The sequence below is a fragment of the Streptomyces sp. NPDC101194 genome (assembly GCF_044767885.1).
Lineage (GTDB): Bacteria > Actinomycetota > Actinomycetes > Streptomycetales > Streptomycetaceae > Streptomyces.
The window spans coordinates 665,410-679,839 of record NZ_JBIWOS010000004.1; the positions used below are offsets into that span (position 1 = coordinate 665,410).

Sequence of the window (14,430 nt, forward strand, 5' to 3'; positions counted from 1 at the left end):
CGCGGCTTTTTCGTACGCCCGTACGGAAGCAGGTGCGGGTGACAGCTCAGAGGAACGAGGCACAGATGACCGACCCGGTGACGTTGGAGGGCCAGGGTCCGATCGGTGAGTTCGACGAGAAGCGGGCCGAGGCCGCCGTTCGCGAACTCCTCATCGCCGTGGGCGAGGACCCGGACCGTGAAGGACTGCGTGAGACGCCGGGACGGGTGGCACGGGCGTACAAGGAGATATTCGCGGGCCTCCACCAGGAGCCCCAGGATGTTCTGACGACCACGTTCGACCTCGGCCACGACGAGATGGTGCTGGTCAAGGACATCGAGGTGTTCAGCACCTGTGAGCATCACCTGGTGCCGTTCCGGGGCGTCGCGCATGTCGGGTACATCCCGGCGACCAGCGGAAAGATCACCGGCCTTTCGAAGCTGGCCCGTCTGGTCGACGTCTACGCCCGGCGACCGCAGGTCCAGGAGCGGCTCACCACCCAGATCGCCGATTCGCTCATGGACATCCTGGAGCCGCGCGGGGTCATCGTCGTCATCGAGTGCGAGCACATGTGCATGTCGATGCGCGGTATCCGCAAGCCGGGTGCGAAGACGCTGACGTCGGCGGTGCGTGGGCAGCTCCGTGATCCCGCGACGCGAGCCGAGGCGATGAGTCTGATCATGGCGCGCTGAGTTCCCGCACAGCGACGGAGGAGAGCTCGGTGGCCCCTACGCGGCCGCCGAGCTCTTGTCGTTGTCCTCGTCCTCAGGGAGCTTGCAGATGCGCTCCAGCCAGAGGGCCGCGGCCACCACCGCGACACCCGCCAGCACCGCGAAGCCCGCGTAGATCGCCTGGTCGCGACGGGCGGGGATGTCGAGGGAGCCGAGCAGGAAGACGCCCGTGCCCCCGTACATGCCGGACACCAGCGAGACGACCAGCGCGCTGGCCTGACCGAAGACGAGGGCCCGCGCGGCCATCAGCGGCTCGACGCCCTTGGCTCCCGGCCGGCGCTCGCGCTGGGCGCGCAGCCGGGAACGGATGGAGAGTGCCGTGGCGAGCAGGATGACCGCGATCACCGCGAGCACGATCGGCGCGGCGAGGGGAACGCTCGGCAGGCTGCCGACGGAGTCCCAGAGGCGGGCGCCGCCCCAGGAGAGCACCCCGGCCGCGGCGAAGAGGCCGGCCAGTACCCCGAGCCGTAGTTGCTTCACCGAGTGCTCCGCCCTTCGCCGCCGGTGGCCCGTGCCGCCACCGGTCCGTATCGCCAGTGATCCGTGTCCGTCGAGCCTAACGACTACTCGGGCAGACGGAGTTCCAGATCGGCCCGGGGCAGTACGCCCTCCCGGCCCACACCGGCCAGCAGCTCCGCGACGGGGCCGGCGCCGGGCAGCTGGGCCTCGGGGTCGACGTCGTGCCACGGAGCGAGGACGAAGGCCCGCTCACGGGCCCGGGGGTGAGGCAGGGTGAGCACCGGGTCGTCGGAGACGACGTCCGCGTACGCCACGATGTCGACGTCGATGGTGCGCGGGCCCCAGCGTTCCTCACGGACCCGGTCGAAGGCCTCCTCGATGGCCTGGCCGCGTTCCAGGAGCGAGGACGGGGGAAGCGTCGTCTTCACGACGATCACCGCGTTGAAGTACGAGGGCTGAGAACCGGGAGCGACGCCCCAGGGCTCCGTCTCGTACACCGGGGAGACCGCCTTGACCCGCAGGCCGGGGGTGTCCTCCAGAGCGTCTATGGCGCCCTGGAGGGTCTCCAGGCGGTTGCCGAGGTTGGATCCCAGGGAGATCACGGCACGCTTGGGATTGGAGAGGGTGATGTCCGCGGCGTCCACCTGCTCGACCACGGAGGCGGGCACCGGCTGTACGGTCGGGTCGCTCTGCCCTTTGGTGGAAAATGCAGTCATACTCGGCTCCGGGTGATGGTGATGGTCACATCGTCGAACGGGACGGTGATCGGCGCATCGGGCTTGTGCACCACCACCTCCACCTCCTCGACTCCTTCGTGCTTGAGGCACTGCTGGGCGATGCGCTCCGCGAGCGTTTCGATCAGGTCGACCGGTTCCCCCTGCACCACGTCGACGACCTCCTCGGCGACGACGCCGTAGTGCACGGTCTTCGTCAGGTCGTCGGCGGCTGCCGCGGGGCGGGTGTCGAGGCCGAGCACCAGGTCCACGATGAACGTCTGACCCTCTTCCCGTTCCCGGGGGAAGACGCCATGGTGTCCACGGGCCTTGAGGCCGCGCAGCGCGACACGATCCACGCGAATCACTCCTGCTGTCGTAGGGCGTAGAGACACGGGGCCGCGTGCGGACGGCGAGGTGCTCTCTTTCGAATCTACCTGCGAGCACCGACAGTGCTCGCCCGCGGGGGCTGTGGAGAGGCCTCGCGGGGCTGGTAGCCGCTACTACCCGCGGACCCGGATTCCAACCCACCCATCGGGCGGATGCCTCGGTCAGGAGGGGGTTTCCTCGTCCTCGTCCTCATCGGATTCGGTCAGTACGGGCGAGCCGTGATGGGACCAGAGCTTCCAGCCGTCCGGAGTGCGCCGGAACACATTGGTGGCCACGACGAGTTGCCCGACCAGCGGCCCGAGTGCGTTGCCGTCCTCCGCGGGGCCGCCGCTGAGAATGTTCTCGGTGCAGGTCACCAGCGCCGTGTCGCCGGTCATCGAGATCCCGACGTCGGTCAGGAAGAACTGGATGTACTCGGTGTTCGCCATGATCAGGGCGTAACTGCGCAGCACCTCGCCGCGGCCGGTGAGCACCGGCCAGCCCGGGTGGACGCAGGAGACGGTGAGGTCCTCGCCCGGCAGCCAGAGGCCGGAGAGCTCCTCGAAGTCGCCGCGCTCCATCGCCTCGTAGAAGGAGGTGTTGGCCTGTTCGACGGCCGCGATGTCGGCGGCCGCCTCCGCGTGCTCGTCGCGGGGCCCGCTCATGCGGCACCCTCGACGGCGCGGGCCACCCGTACGGCGTCGGCCGTGGCCCGTACCTCGTGGACCCGGACGGCCCAGGCACCCGCACGCGCGGAGAGCGCGGAGATCGCCGCGGTGGCGGCGTCGCGTTCGCGCGCGGGGGGCGGCGCGGCGCCCTCACCGGCCAGCACATGGCCGAGGAAGCGTTTGCGGGAGGCGGCGACCAGCAGCGGGCGGCCCAGGGCGCGCAGCTCGTCGAGGTGGGCGACCAGGGAGAGGTCGTGGCCGGCCTCCTTGGCGAAGCCGAGACCGGGGTCGATCACGATCCGTTCCGGGGCGACTCCGCCCGCGACCACGGCGTCCATCCGGTGCCGCAGTTCCGTGACGACCTCGGCGACGACGTCCTCGTAGACCGCCCGGCTGTTCATGGACTCGCTGAAGCCGCGCCAGTGCATCACCACGAACGGCGCGTCGGCCGCGGCGACGACCCGGACCATGTCCGGGTCGGCGAGGCCGCCGCTGACGTCGTTGACCAGGGCGGCCCCGGCCGCGACCGCCTCGTCGGCGACACGGGCCCGCATGGTGTCCACCGAGACCGTGACCCCTTCGGACGCCAGGCCCTTGACCACCGGGACCACGCGGCGCAGCTCCTCCGACGCGTCCACCCGGCTGGCGCCCGGACGGGTCGACTCGCCGCCGACGTCGATCAGGTCGGCGCCCTCGGCGACCAGGTCGAGGCCGTGTTTGATCGCGGCCGTGGTGTCGAACCAGCGGCCCCCGTCGGAGAAGGAGTCCGGGGTCACATTGACGACACCCATGACCGCACAGCGGTCCCACTCCGGCAGGCCTCGGACCGTGCCTCGTCCACGCAACGTACTCATGCGACCAGCGTAGGCCGATACGGCGTGCTGTTATGCCGCGCGGGCGTGGTGCTCCTGACCCGGCGGCGGGGTGTGGGCGCAGGGGCGCGCCCGTCGGCGCGGGAAGCGGCGGGCGAAGGGACGGGGCAGCGCGAGGTTCACGAAGCCCTCGGCCTGCATCGCCGCCAGGGAGATGCGGGGCAGGTCGCCGGCGGCGCGGTAGACGACGAAGCGGGGTTCCCAGCGGGGCCGGAACTTGGCGTTGAACTTGTACAGCGACTCGATCTGGAACCAGCGCGACAGAAAGATCAGCAGTCCGCGCCAGGTCCGCAGCACCGGCCCCGCGCCCAGCTTCTCGCCGCGGGCGAGCGCCGAGCGGAACATCGCGAAGTTCAGCGAGACGCGCTCGACGGAGAGCTGCGAGGCGGACTGGAGGGCGGCGACGATCAGCAGCTCGTTCATGCCGGGGTCGGCGGAACGGTCGCGGCGCATCAGATCGAGGGACATGCCGTCGTCACCCCACGGGACGAAGTGGAGCACGGCCTTCAGGTCGCCGTACGGGGAGTCGGCGGTGTGTTCGTCGGCCTTGTGGGCGGTGGCGATGACGCAGTCCCCGTCGGCCGGGTCACCGATCCGGCCGAGCGCCATGGAGAAGCCGCGCTCGTTGTCGGTGCCGCGCCAGTCGGCGGCCGCCTGCCGGATGTGGGCCAGTTCGGCCTCGCCGATGTCGCGGACGCGTCGGACCCGGGTCTCGTAGCCAAGTCGTTCAATGCGCTTCACCATCTGGCGTACGTTGCGCATCGCGCGCCCGGCGAGCGAGAAATCCGCGACGTCCACCACCGCCTCGTCGCCGAGTTCCAGCGCGTCCAGCCCGGTCTCGCGGGTCCAGACCTCGCCGCCGGTCTCGCTGCAGCCCATCACCGCCGGGGTCCAGGAGTGGGCCTTGGCCTCGTCCATGAAGCGTTCGATGGCGCCCGGCCAGGCCTCCACGTCGCCGATCGGGTCGCCGCTCGCCAGCATCACGCCGGACACGACGCGGTAGCAGACGGCGGCCTTGCCGCTGGGGGAGAAGACGACGCCCTTGTCGCGGCGGAGCGCGAAGTGGCCGAGCGAGTCGCGGCCGCCGTGCTTCTCCAGCAGGGCGCGCAGCCGGGCCTCGTCGTCCTCGGTGAGGCGTGCGGCCGGGTGCTCGGGGCGGAAGGCGAAGTAGATGGTGGTGACGGCGGTCAGCAGGCCGAGAGCGCCGAGCGAGTACGCCACGGTCGAGGAGGTGACTCCGGCGTACTCGACGGGGCCCTCGAACCCGAACAGCCCGTACAGCACGTGCTGGAGCCGGTCGGCAACGCTGGGGCTTCCCACGACACGGCCCGGGTGGACGCTGACGATGATCAGGCCGAGGCCCAGCGAACCCGCGCCGAGAAGCACGAAGTTGGCCAGCGCCCGCCAGCGGCTCCGGGGATCGGGGAGCGCGGCGAATTCGCCGCGATGGCGGACCAGTAGGAGGCAGAGCGCCAGCGAGACGAGCGTGCCGATGACGGAGTGCCGGTAGGCGAACTGCGCCAGCGCGCCGGCCGGCAGCAGGAGGGCCGCCGCCCGCCAGGCCCGCCGCTTGCGTCGCTTGAGGCCGTGGGCGAGCAGGAGCAGCAGGACGCCCGCGCTCAGGGAGAGGGCGGCGGCGAACGGCCCGAGGGCGCCGGGGAGCACCTCGGCGAGGGTGTGCATCCGGCTGTGCCGGAAGCGCGGGAAGACGCCCGCGGCCACGTCGATCAGGCCGACGACGGCGCAGGCGGTACCGACCAGCGTCGGTACGGATTCGGGTCGCGGGCCGCGTACGAACTTCCGTACGGGACTCGGAACCGATCCCGATTTATCCCCATCTAGCGTGACAGACATCGCTTCCCGTGGTTCCGCGAGAGATTCTTGAGTCCTTCGGCCGTGGCGCTCCGGACGATGTGCGACTTGTAGGACGAGGCTTCCAGGTCGGGGGTTCACCCGCCGGCCGGAAAATTCCGGACAAGAAAGTTCACCCCCTCATGGGTCTTACCAGCAAGGCGTTCCTGGCCGCCGCCATCATGCTGGCCGTGGTGTTCTTCGCCGCCACGGTCTGGCTCTGGCCGCGGTTGGCCCGGCGCAGTGTCTCCGCGGTGTTCGGCAGGGTCGGTCTGCTGCTGGCGACCCAGGTGACGGTCTTCGTCTCCGTCGGACTGGTGGCGAACAACACATTCCTCTTCTACGGGTCCTGGGCCGATCTGTTCGGCCAGAAGCAGGAGCTGGGTGTGGTCACGGACCGCGCGGCCGGCGCCCTGGCCTCCAAGAACATCGTCCGGGTCGGGATACAGCGGCCGGACGGGCCGGGCGGTTCACTGCCCACGAGGAACGGGCGGATCGACAAGGTCGTCATAGCCGGGCGGGAGTCGAAGATCGAGAGCTCGGCGTACGTGTATCTGCCGCCGGAGTACTTCCAGCCGGCGTTCGCCCGCCGGAAGTTCCCGGCGGTCGTCGTCCTCACCGGTTACCCGGGTGTCTCGGAAAACCTCCTGAAGGGCCTTCGGTACCCGCGGACGGCACACGATCGGGTGAAGGCCGGTCGGGCCCAGCCGATGATCCTGGTGATGCTGCGGCCGACGGTGGCACCGCCGCGGGACACCGAGTGCGTGGACATAAAGGGCGGCCCGCAGACCGAGACGTTCCTGGGCAAGGATGTGCCGCGGGCGGTCTCGGACGAGTACCGGGTCGGCAGACTGGCGCGCAACTGGGGCATCATGGGCAATTCGACCGGTGGTTACTGTGCGCTGAAGATAGGACTCCATCACCCGGACCGGTTCGCCGCGAGTGCCGGGCTCTCCGCGTACTACAAGGCGGCCGAGGACCCGACGACCGGTGACCTCTTCCACGGCGACCAGGACGCGCGCAACCGCTCCGATCTGATGTGGAGTCTGGACAATCTGCCGCAGCCCGACTCGTCCTTCCTGGTCACGACCTCCAAGCGCGGCGAGGGGAACTACCACTCCACGATGCGGTTCCTCGACAAGGTGAAGGCGCCGGCCCAGGCCTCGTCGATCGTGCTCGACAGCGGCGGGCACAACTTCAACACCTGGCGACGGGAGATCCCTTCGGCGCTGGACTGGATGAGCAGTCGGCTGAGCGAGAACTGAACCACGCCCGGTTCCGCTCCGACGGGGGCGCTTCCTGTGCCGACGGTCCCCCCCGACCGTGCCGGTCCCGGTCCCTGCGTCGGGCCGGCCCTCTTCACCCGCCCGGCCGGGTCGGACGCCGGCTCACCGCGCGGCGGTCTTGGCGAAGCTCTCCACGGTCTCGACGGCGACCTCGGCGCGGGGGACGGCCTGGGCGTCCGCGTCGATGGAGCGGCGCAGCGCCTCATGGAGCCGGGCCGGGGTGAGCACGCCGAGGAAGCGGCCGGTGCTGTCCTCGTCGATGACGGCGATCCAGCCGGCGTCGTGCTGGAGCATGGTGGCGAACGCCTGCTTGAGCGGGGCGCCGACGGGCAGCCACGCCTCCATCCTGCGGGCGTGGGCGCGCACCGTGTCCTCGGCCCCGCCGACGGGGCTGTCGGCCGGGATCCAGCCGTGCAGGTTGTCCTCGCCGTCCAGGACGACGGCCCAGCGCGCCCCCTCGGTCCGCAGCCGTTCGGTCGCCCTCGCCAGGGAGTCGTCGAGGTGGACGACCGGCGGCTGGTCCAGGTCGCTCTCCTCGATGGGGGTGACGGAGAGCCGCTTGAGCCCGCGGTCGGCCCCGACGAAGTCCGCGACGTAAGGAGTGGCCGGCGCGCCGAGCACGGTCGCCGGGGAGTCGAACTGCTCGATGGATCCCTGTCCGTAGACGGCGATGCGGTCACCGAGCCGGACCGCCTCCTCGATGTCGTGCGTGACGAACAACACGGTTTTGCGGACCTGCGCCTGGAGTTTCAGGAATTCGTTCTGCAGCCGTTCCCGTACGACGGGGTCGACCGCGCCGAAAGGCTCGTCCATCAGCAGCACCGGTGGATCCGCGGCAAGTGCCCTGGCCACGCCCACGCGTTGGCGCTGACCGCCGGAGAGCTGTTCCGGATAGCGGTCGCCATAAACGGAAGGATCAAGTCCGACAAGGTCCAGGAGTTCCGCCGCGCGCTCACGGCCCTTTCCGCGTTTCCAGCCGAGGAGATGGGGGACGGTCGCGGTGTTCTCCAGGATCGTACGGTGCGGGAACAGCCCCACCTGCTGGATCACATAGCCGATACGACGGCGCAGCCGAACGGGGTCGATGGCCGATATGTCGTCCCCGTCGAGGAATATCCGTCCCTCGGTCGGTTCGATCAGGCGGTTCACCATCTTCATGGTGGTCGTCTTGCCGCAGCCCGACGGTCCGACGAGCGTGACCAGTTCACCCTCGAAGACCTCGAAGGAAAGGTCGTCGACGGCGGTGGTGCCGTCCGCGTACCGCTTGGTGACGTGCTCGAAACGGATCATGGTTCCCCATTGTCGCGCGTGTTCTGTGAAGGACATGTTGCTGGAATACAACGGCTTCGGCGATTGTCAGTGGTCGGGGATAGGGTCGCCAGACATCGGTACGAGGCGGTAATCGGGAGGTGGGGGACGGATGGCTGCCGCACAGAACTGCATGGTGACGAACGACTGGATCTGCGGGGAGTATCTCCGTTCCCGCAGCCAGGAGTTGACCGATGCGACGGTCCAGCACATCTGGATCACCGCCGTCTCGGTGGCGATCGGACTCCTGGTGGCCTTTCCGCTGGCGCTGCTCGCCCGTCGCAGCCGTCGCTTCGCCGGACCGGTGCTCGGGCTGACCACGGTGCTCTACACCGTGCCCTCGCTCGCCATGTTCTCGCTGCTGCTGCCGCTGTTCGGACTCTCCGCGGCGCTGGTCGTCACCGGCCTGGTGCTGTATTCGCTGACGATTCTCGTGCGGAACATCCTGGCCGGCCTCGAAGCGGTGCCGCAGGAGGCGAAGGAGGCCGCGAAGGGCATGGGATACGGGCCGGTTCGCCTGTTGTGGGAGGTCGAAGTCCCCCTCGCCATGCCCGCTCTGATGGCCGGCGTACGGATCGCCACGGTCTCCACGATCGCACTGACGACGGTCGGATCGATCATCGGCAGAGGCGGCCTCGGCAACCTCATAGGGGACGCCCTGCCCAGCTTCTTCAAGGCCCAGGTGCTCACCGCCTCGGTCCTGTGCGTACTGCTCGCGGTCGTCGCGGATCTGCTGTTGCTGGGCCTCCAGCGGCTGTTGACCCCCTGGACCCGCATACGTGCCGCGCACGCGGGCGCGGGCGCCACGGCAAAGGCGGCCTGAACCATGGGAGTTCTCGGCGAGGCCTGGACCTGGCTCACCACCGGCGCGAACTGGTCGGGGGAGAGCGGTGCGGCGCACCGGCTCGGGGAGCATCTGTACGTCAGCGGTGTCGCGCTCGCCCTGGCCTGCCTCATCGCGCTGCCGATCGCGCTGTACCTCGGGCACATCGGGAAGGGGGGCGCGCTGGCGGTCAACCTCTCCAATGTGGGGCGGGCGATTCCGGTCTTCGCGGTGCTGGCCCTCTTCATGGTCTCGCCGCTGCGCAACGCCGGATATGTGCCGACCGTCATCGCGCTGGTGCTGTTCGCCGTGCCGCCGTTGCTCACCAACGCCTACGTCGGGATGACGGAGGTCGACCGGTCGGTGGCCGAGGCGGCGCGGGGCATGGGCATGTCCGGGGGACAGCTCTTCGTACGGGTGGAGCTGCCGCTCGCCTACCCGATGATCATGACCGGGCTGCGCTCGGCCGCGGTCCAGGTGGTCGCCACCGCGACGATCGCCGCGATGGTCGGGCAGGGCGGTCTCGGCCGGATCATCACCGCGGGATTCAACACGTACAACACGCCACAGGTGGTCGCGGGGGCGCTGCTCGTCGCCGTGCTCGCCCTGCTGGTGGAGGCGGTGCTGGTGGTCCTGGACCGGATGCTGTCACCGCTGCGCCGTCGTCGCGGGACGGTATGACGGCCCCCACACCCGTCCGTCACGAACATCCGTCGGGCACGCGCCCTCGCGTGCCCGACGCCCCGGCGATCCCTTCCGGTCCCGGGATCCCTTCTCGAACCATCCCTGTTGCTGTGGACGGAGACAACTCATGAGCAAGACCTCGCGAATAGCGGGCGCGGTCATCGGCATGGTCGCGCTGGCCGGCTCGCTCGCCGCCTGCGGCGGCGACAGCCTGGAGAAGGACAAGGGGGGCTCGGCGTCCTCCGGCGGCGGCTCGGGGAAGAAGGGGTCGCTCGTCGTCGGCGCGGCGTCCTTCACCGAGTCCAAGGTGCTCGCGGAGCTGTACGCGCAGATCCTGGCCGATGCCGGATACAGCACCTCGATCACCACGGTGGCCAACCGGGAACTGTACGAACCGTCCCTGGAGAAGGGCGAGATCGACGTCGTCCCCGAATATGCCGCGACGATCGCGGAATTCCTCAATGCCAAGGTGAACGGCGCGAAGCAGGCAGGGAAGAAGCCGGTCGCCTCCGGTGACGCGGCCGCCACGGTCGCGGCGCTGGAGAAGCTCGCCACCCCGCGCGGACTGAAGGTGCTCCCGGCCGGTGGGGCCGTCGACCAGAACGCCTTCGCGGTGACGAAGGAATTCGCCGCCGAGCACAAGCTCAAGTCCCTTTCGGATCTCGGCAGGTCGAAGGCCGAAGTGAAGATCGCGGCGGGTGACGAGTGCGAGGTGCGGCCGTTCTGCGCGCCGGGTCTGAAGAAGACGTACGGCGTCAATGTCACCGGTATCGACCCCAAGGGAGTCGGAACGCCGCAGTCCAAGCAGGCGGTCAAGGACGGCAAGGACCAGTTGGTCCTGACCACCACCACGGACGCGGTGCTGGACAGCTATGGACTGGTGTTTCTGGAGGACGACAAGAAGCTCCAGAACGCGGACAACGTTCTGCCGGTGGTCAATGCCGAGGACGCGGGTTCGCAGGATGTCGCCGACGCGCTCGGCAAGATCACCAAGGCCCTCACCACCCAGGATCTGGCGGAACTGAACCGCAAGGTCGACGCGGAGCGCGCAAAGCCCGCCGATGTGGCCAAGGACTATCTGCGGTCCAAGGGCCTCATCAAGAAGTAAGGACCGGGGGATTGGGGACCGTAAGGTAACCGGCCGGGAACAGATTGGCGGGCGGCTCCCCAAGTGCCTCCTACACACGGTAAATTTCAGGCCATGCCACGTGGACGTCATCGCCATTCGCCACCTCTGCACAGAATCCTTCCGCCTTCGGCCGTCGCCGGAGTCTCGGTCCTCTGTGCCGGGGGCGCCTGGCTGCTCGCCGAGCCCCTGGTCCTGCGCGGTCTGGTGGCCGCCGCGGCGGCCGCTGCCGTGACCGGTGCGTATCTGATGCGCAGCTGGGACCGGGAAGCGGGCCGTCGCGTCGCGGAGCTGACGCGCGCCCGAGCCGGGGACGAATGGCGGGCCGAGGAGCGCGTGGCCGAGCTGGAGGCGGACCTGGAGGAGTCGCGGGAGCTGCGCGTACGGCTGGAGACGAAGCTGCGCCGCAAGCGCGTGGAGCTCGCCAACCTGCGCGGTGAGCACGCCGCGCTGCTGCGTCGGTACGCCAACGCCGAGACCGGCCGGGCCAGCGCGCTGGAGGGCCGCAGGCAGCTCGCGCTCGAAGCCGCCGCGCCCCGGGAACTGCCCGCCGCGCGCAGCACGCCGACACCGGCCGCCTACCTGCGTGCCGCCCAGGCGCTGGAGGACCTCTCGCGCAACGGGGCCCTCCAGGAGGCGCGCCGTACCGCCGAGCAGGCCAGGGAGCGCGATCTCGCGGAGCGCGCCCGGGAGGCGGAGGAGCGGCAGGGGAAGCACGCGGCCGCCGCGGACCCGTCGCACGCGCGGCATCTCCGTCCGCCGACCGCCCTTCCGGCGTCCCGGCCGTCCGCCGCGCTGCCCGCGGCCCGGACCGTGCCGGTCGCCAGCACGGTCGCTCCGTACGCGGCCCCCCGGCGCCAGCCGGTGCCGCAGGGCAGCTTCGACTTCTTCGGCACGCACAAGGCGCGCGCCGCGATCGAGTCCGTGCAGAACGAGGACCTCGCGGACGTGGTGGGCGAGGAGGCGCTGGCCGCGCACCGTACGGGATCGGCCGAGAACCGGGCCGTCGGCAAGGTCATCGACCTGACCGCGCATGACGAGACCGAGCAGCTGGACATGGCGCAGCTGCGCAGCGCCATCTCGTAGAGTCTCTCGTCCGGATCCTGCCGGGCTCGTGCCCCGGTCGCTGATCCGACCTGATCAAAACGCCGCCCTGATCAAAACGCCGGCCTGATCCGAACGCCGGCCCGGTCCGAACGGAAGACGTCGGCGTGGGCCGCCCCGCGGGGCGGCCTACTTGTCGATGTCGCCGACGACGAAGAAGAGCGAGCCCAGGATCGCCACCATGTCGGCGACCAGCGTGCCCGGCAGCAGTTCGGTGAGCGCCTGGATGTTGTTGTACGAGGCCGAGCGGAGCTTCAGCCGGTACGGGGTCTTCTCGCCCTTGGACACCAGGTAGTAGCCGTTGATGCCGAGCGGGTTCTCGGTCCAGGCGTAGGTGTGGCCCTCGGGGGCCTTCAGGACCTTGGGCAGCCGCTGGTTGATCGGACCGGGTGCCAGGCCGGCCATCCGGTCCAGGCAGGCGTCCGCGAGATCGAGGGCGTTGTGCGTCTGCTCCAGCAGGCACTCGAAGCGGGCCAGGCAGTCGCCCTCGGTGCGGGTGACGACCCGGAGCGTGTCCTGGAGCTCCCCGTACGCGAGATAGGGCTCGTCTCGCCGCAGATCGAAGTCGACCCCCGAGGCGCGGGCGATCGGCCCGGACACCCCGTACGCGTGGACGGTCGCGGCGGACAGCACGCCCACACCGCGGGTACGGCCCCGGAAGATCTCGTTGCCGAGCACCAGGTCGTCGTACACGTCCATCCGGGACCGCACCGAGGCGACGGCGTCCCGGGCACGGCCGAGCCAGCCCGCGGGGAGGTCCTCCTTGAGGCCGCCGACGCGGTTGAACATGTAGTGCATCCGGCCGCCGGAGACCTCCTCCATCACGGCCTGGAGCTCCTCGCGCTCGCGGAACGCGTAGAACACCGGGGTGATGCCGCCGAGTTCGAGCGGGTAGGAGCCGAGGAACATCAGATGGTTCAGGACCCGGTTCAGCTCGGCGAGCAGGGTGCGCGTCCAGACCGCGCGCTCCGGGACCTCCATGCCGAGCATGCGCTCGACGGCCATCACGACACCCAGCTCGTTGGAGAACGCCGACAGCCAGTCGTGGCGGTTGGCGAGCATCACGATCTGCCGGTAGTCGCGGGCCTCGAACAGCTTCTCCGCGCCTCGGTGCATGTAGCCGATGACCGGTTCGGCGTGCTGGATGCGCTCGCCGTCCAGGACGATGCGCAGACGGAGCACGCCGTGGGTGGAGGGGTGCTGGGGGCCGATGTTGAGCACCATGTCGGTGCTCTCCGCCGCGCCGCCGATGCCGACTGTCGTCTCCGTCATACGGCCAGTATTCCTTGAGCGGTGGGGTGATGGACGGTGCGGGGTGGGGTGGGGTGCGGGACCCTTCCGCCGTCCGCGCCTTCCCGGAACCGGGAGCGCGCCTCAGACCCCGGCGGGGCCGTCCTTGCGCTGCATCAGCCAGCCGAAGTCGCCCAGGCCGCCCCGGGCCGTCAGTTCCGCCGCCTCGCCCGCCGAGGCGAGGGCCCGTACGTATCCGGCCGGGTCGGTCGACGCCAGGGACAGAGGGGGGCGCCCCCCGTCGACGCCGAGGCGGCGCAGCGCCTCGCGCTGCGTCAGCACCTCGGGCGGCGCGTCGGCCCCGGCCGCCGCGGCGCACGCGTCCAGTGCCACGTGCGAGGTGAGGTCGCAGCTGCCGTCCGGCACCGGTCGCACCTCGCGGCCGGACCGGAAGCCGGTCAGTGTGCCGAAGGGCGGTCGTGCCTCCCGTGCGTGGGCGTAGTCGACCGCCACCGCGAGGCCCCCGGCCAGCGAGGACACCGCCGCCGCCCAGGCCTCGTCGCGCGGGCGGCCGATCTCCGCCCGGCTGCCCGGACCGGCCGACGGCCACCAGCGGCGCAGCCACTCGGCATCCGCCCCGGTCACCGGCTGGCCCAGCCGTTCCGCGCCGTCCGCCGTCCGCACCAGGACGTACCGGTCGACGCCGTCCGCGTCGGTCTCGGCGACCTCGGTGGGCACGTTGTCCAGCCATTCGTTGGCGAACAGCAGGCCGTGCGTTCCCCGTGGGGGTTCGGTGCACCACTCGATCCGGGGATCCAGGCCGGCCGGGCGCTCGGCGATTTCCACGGCGTACGCCCGCACGTCCAGATCGCCGGCCCCCGCGGCCGGAAGCGCGGCCAGCACCCCTGTCAGCAGTTCGCCCCGCCCCGCGCCCAGGTCCACCAGATCGACCGAGCCGGTGCCCAGCTCCCGGGCCGTCCCGACCAGCAGCCGGGCGACGGCCGAGGCGAACAGCGAAGACGCGTGGACGGAGGTGCGGAAGTGGCCCGCCGGCCCCTCGGGGCTCCGGTAGAACCCCTCGTCTCCGTACAAAGCGGTCTCTGCCGCCTCCTGCCACCCACGCCACTCATCCGTCACGTTCCCAAGTCTCCACCTTGGGGAGTACGGTCCCAGGAGCTGGATCGGCCCTTCGGCTGACCCGTGCCCCCACCGCCTGTCCCTACGCTG

The 14,430-nt window shown here is 70.4% G+C and carries 15 protein-coding genes; 6 read left to right on the plus strand and 9 right to left on the minus strand.

Annotation, left to right across the window (positions count from 1 at the left end; translation table 11 throughout):
- The first annotated feature begins 65 nt into the window (after nt 1-65).
- A complete protein-coding gene (folE, locus tag ACIRP2_RS19625) occupies nt 66-671 on the plus strand; it encodes a GTP cyclohydrolase I FolE (protein ID WP_351077564.1) in 606 nt (201 codons plus the stop codon).
- Nucleotides 672-707: 36 nt separating this feature from the next.
- Here the strand turns inward: folE and ACIRP2_RS19630 are convergent, their stop codons facing one another.
- The 6 genes from ACIRP2_RS19630 to ACIRP2_RS19655 all read right to left on the minus strand — a co-directional run bounded on the left by ACIRP2_RS19630 (nt 708) and on the right by ACIRP2_RS19655 (nt 5,645).
- A complete protein-coding gene (locus ACIRP2_RS19630; protein WP_351077492.1) occupies nt 708-1,190 on the minus strand; it encodes a DUF3180 domain-containing protein in 483 nt (160 codons plus the stop codon).
- Nucleotides 1,191-1,273: 83 nt separating this feature from the next.
- On the minus strand, nt 1,274-1,885 hold the full coding sequence (gene folK / locus ACIRP2_RS19635; RefSeq protein ID WP_376278781.1) for a 2-amino-4-hydroxy-6-hydroxymethyldihydropteridine diphosphokinase: 612 nt from the start codon (nt 1,883-1,885) through the stop codon (nt 1,274-1,276).
- Nucleotides 1,882-2,241: a dihydroneopterin aldolase gene (gene folB / locus ACIRP2_RS19640; protein ID WP_351077489.1), complete on the minus strand. Its 360-nt coding sequence runs from the start codon at nt 2,239-2,241 to the stop codon at nt 1,882-1,884. Before folB ends, folK begins: the two co-directional genes overlap by 4 nt.
- A 192-nt stretch (nt 2,242-2,433) precedes the next feature.
- On the minus strand, nt 2,434-2,916 hold the full coding sequence (locus ACIRP2_RS19645) for a nuclear transport factor 2 family protein (RefSeq protein ID WP_391746141.1): 483 nt from the start codon (nt 2,914-2,916) through the stop codon (nt 2,434-2,436).
- Complete coding sequence (gene folP / locus ACIRP2_RS19650; RefSeq protein ID WP_404251963.1) at nt 2,913-3,710, minus strand: dihydropteroate synthase; 798 nt, start codon at nt 3,708-3,710, stop codon at nt 2,913-2,915. Before folP ends, ACIRP2_RS19645 begins: the two co-directional genes overlap by 4 nt.
- A 93-nt stretch (nt 3,711-3,803) precedes the next feature.
- Nucleotides 3,804-5,645, minus strand: a complete 1,842-nt coding sequence (locus ACIRP2_RS19655; RefSeq protein WP_404251827.1) for a phosphatidylglycerol lysyltransferase domain-containing protein — start codon at nt 5,643-5,645, stop codon at nt 3,804-3,806.
- A 140-nt stretch (nt 5,646-5,785) separates the two neighbouring features.
- Here ACIRP2_RS19655 and ACIRP2_RS19660 point away from each other — a divergent pair, with 140 nt between their 5' ends.
- Entirely contained in the window at nt 5,786-6,907 is a 1,122-nt protein-coding gene (locus ACIRP2_RS19660; protein WP_404251829.1) for an alpha/beta hydrolase, read from the plus strand.
- A 123-nt stretch (nt 6,908-7,030) separates the two neighbouring features.
- On the opposite strand, the gene ACIRP2_RS19665 is transcribed toward ACIRP2_RS19660, so the two are convergent.
- Nucleotides 7,031-8,218, minus strand: coding sequence for a betaine/proline/choline family ABC transporter ATP-binding protein (locus ACIRP2_RS19665; RefSeq protein WP_404251831.1), 1,188 nt, complete (start codon nt 8,216-8,218; stop codon nt 7,031-7,033).
- A gap of 130 nt (nt 8,219-8,348) precedes the next feature.
- On the opposite strand from ACIRP2_RS19665, the gene ACIRP2_RS19670 reads away from it, so the two are divergent.
- From ACIRP2_RS19670 to ACIRP2_RS19685, 4 genes are all read left to right on the plus strand, one after another.
- Nucleotides 8,349-9,059 carry an ABC transporter permease gene (locus ACIRP2_RS19670; protein ID WP_404251833.1) on the plus strand — a complete coding sequence of 237 codons (711 nt, stop codon included), beginning with the start codon at nt 8,349-8,351 and terminating at the stop codon, nt 9,057-9,059.
- A gap of 3 nt (nt 9,060-9,062) precedes the next feature.
- A complete protein-coding gene (locus ACIRP2_RS19675; protein ID WP_404251835.1) occupies nt 9,063-9,740 on the plus strand; it encodes an ABC transporter permease in 678 nt (225 codons plus the stop codon).
- Between the two features lie 130 nt (nt 9,741-9,870).
- Nucleotides 9,871-10,851, plus strand: coding sequence for an ABC transporter substrate-binding protein (locus ACIRP2_RS19680; protein ID WP_404251837.1), 981 nt, complete (start codon nt 9,871-9,873; stop codon nt 10,849-10,851).
- 93 nt (nt 10,852-10,944) lie between these two features.
- A complete protein-coding gene (locus ACIRP2_RS19685; RefSeq protein WP_404251839.1) occupies nt 10,945-11,955 on the plus strand; it encodes a hypothetical protein in 1,011 nt (336 codons plus the stop codon).
- Between the two features lie 147 nt (nt 11,956-12,102).
- Here the strand turns inward: ACIRP2_RS19685 and ACIRP2_RS19690 are convergent, their stop codons facing one another.
- Both ACIRP2_RS19690 and ACIRP2_RS19695 read right to left on the minus strand, forming a co-directional pair.
- Nucleotides 12,103-13,245, minus strand: a complete 1,143-nt coding sequence (locus ACIRP2_RS19690) for an NADH-quinone oxidoreductase subunit D (protein WP_351077463.1) — start codon at nt 13,243-13,245, stop codon at nt 12,103-12,105.
- Nucleotides 13,246-13,347: 102 nt separating this feature from the next.
- On the minus strand, nt 13,348-14,340 hold the full coding sequence (locus tag ACIRP2_RS19695; RefSeq protein ID WP_404251841.1) for an SAM-dependent methyltransferase: 993 nt from the start codon (nt 14,338-14,340) through the stop codon (nt 13,348-13,350).
- Between the last annotated feature and the right edge of the window lie 90 nt (nt 14,341-14,430).

Bases quoted from the DNA above. Each gene is read 5' to 3' on its own strand.
- folE (WP_351077564.1), top strand. From the start codon at position 66: ATGACCGACCCGGTGACGTTGGAGGGCCAGGGTCCGATCGGTGAGTTC.
- folK (WP_376278781.1), bottom strand. From the start codon at position 1,885: ATGACTGCATTTTCCACCAAAGGGCAGAGCGACCCGACCGTACAGCCG.
- ACIRP2_RS19645 (WP_391746141.1), bottom strand. From the start codon at position 2,916: ATGAGCGGGCCCCGCGACGAGCACGCGGAGGCGGCCGCCGACATCGCG.
- folP (WP_404251963.1), bottom strand. From the start codon at position 3,710: ATGGGTGTCGTCAATGTGACCCCGGACTCCTTCTCCGACGGGGGCCGC.
- ACIRP2_RS19655 (WP_404251827.1), bottom strand. From the start codon at position 5,645: ATGTCTGTCACGCTAGATGGGGATAAATCGGGATCGGTTCCGAGTCCC.
- ACIRP2_RS19660 (WP_404251829.1), top strand. From the start codon at position 5,786: ATGGGTCTTACCAGCAAGGCGTTCCTGGCCGCCGCCATCATGCTGGCC.
- ACIRP2_RS19665 (WP_404251831.1), bottom strand. From the start codon at position 8,218: ATGATCCGTTTCGAGCACGTCACCAAGCGGTACGCGGACGGCACCACC.
- ACIRP2_RS19670 (WP_404251833.1), top strand. From the start codon at position 8,349: ATGGCTGCCGCACAGAACTGCATGGTGACGAACGACTGGATCTGCGGG.
- ACIRP2_RS19675 (WP_404251835.1), top strand. From the start codon at position 9,063: ATGGGAGTTCTCGGCGAGGCCTGGACCTGGCTCACCACCGGCGCGAAC.
- ACIRP2_RS19680 (WP_404251837.1), top strand. From the start codon at position 9,871: ATGAGCAAGACCTCGCGAATAGCGGGCGCGGTCATCGGCATGGTCGCG.
- ACIRP2_RS19685 (WP_404251839.1), top strand. From the start codon at position 10,945: ATGCCACGTGGACGTCATCGCCATTCGCCACCTCTGCACAGAATCCTT.
- ACIRP2_RS19690 (WP_351077463.1), bottom strand. From the start codon at position 13,245: ATGACGGAGACGACAGTCGGCATCGGCGGCGCGGCGGAGAGCACCGAC.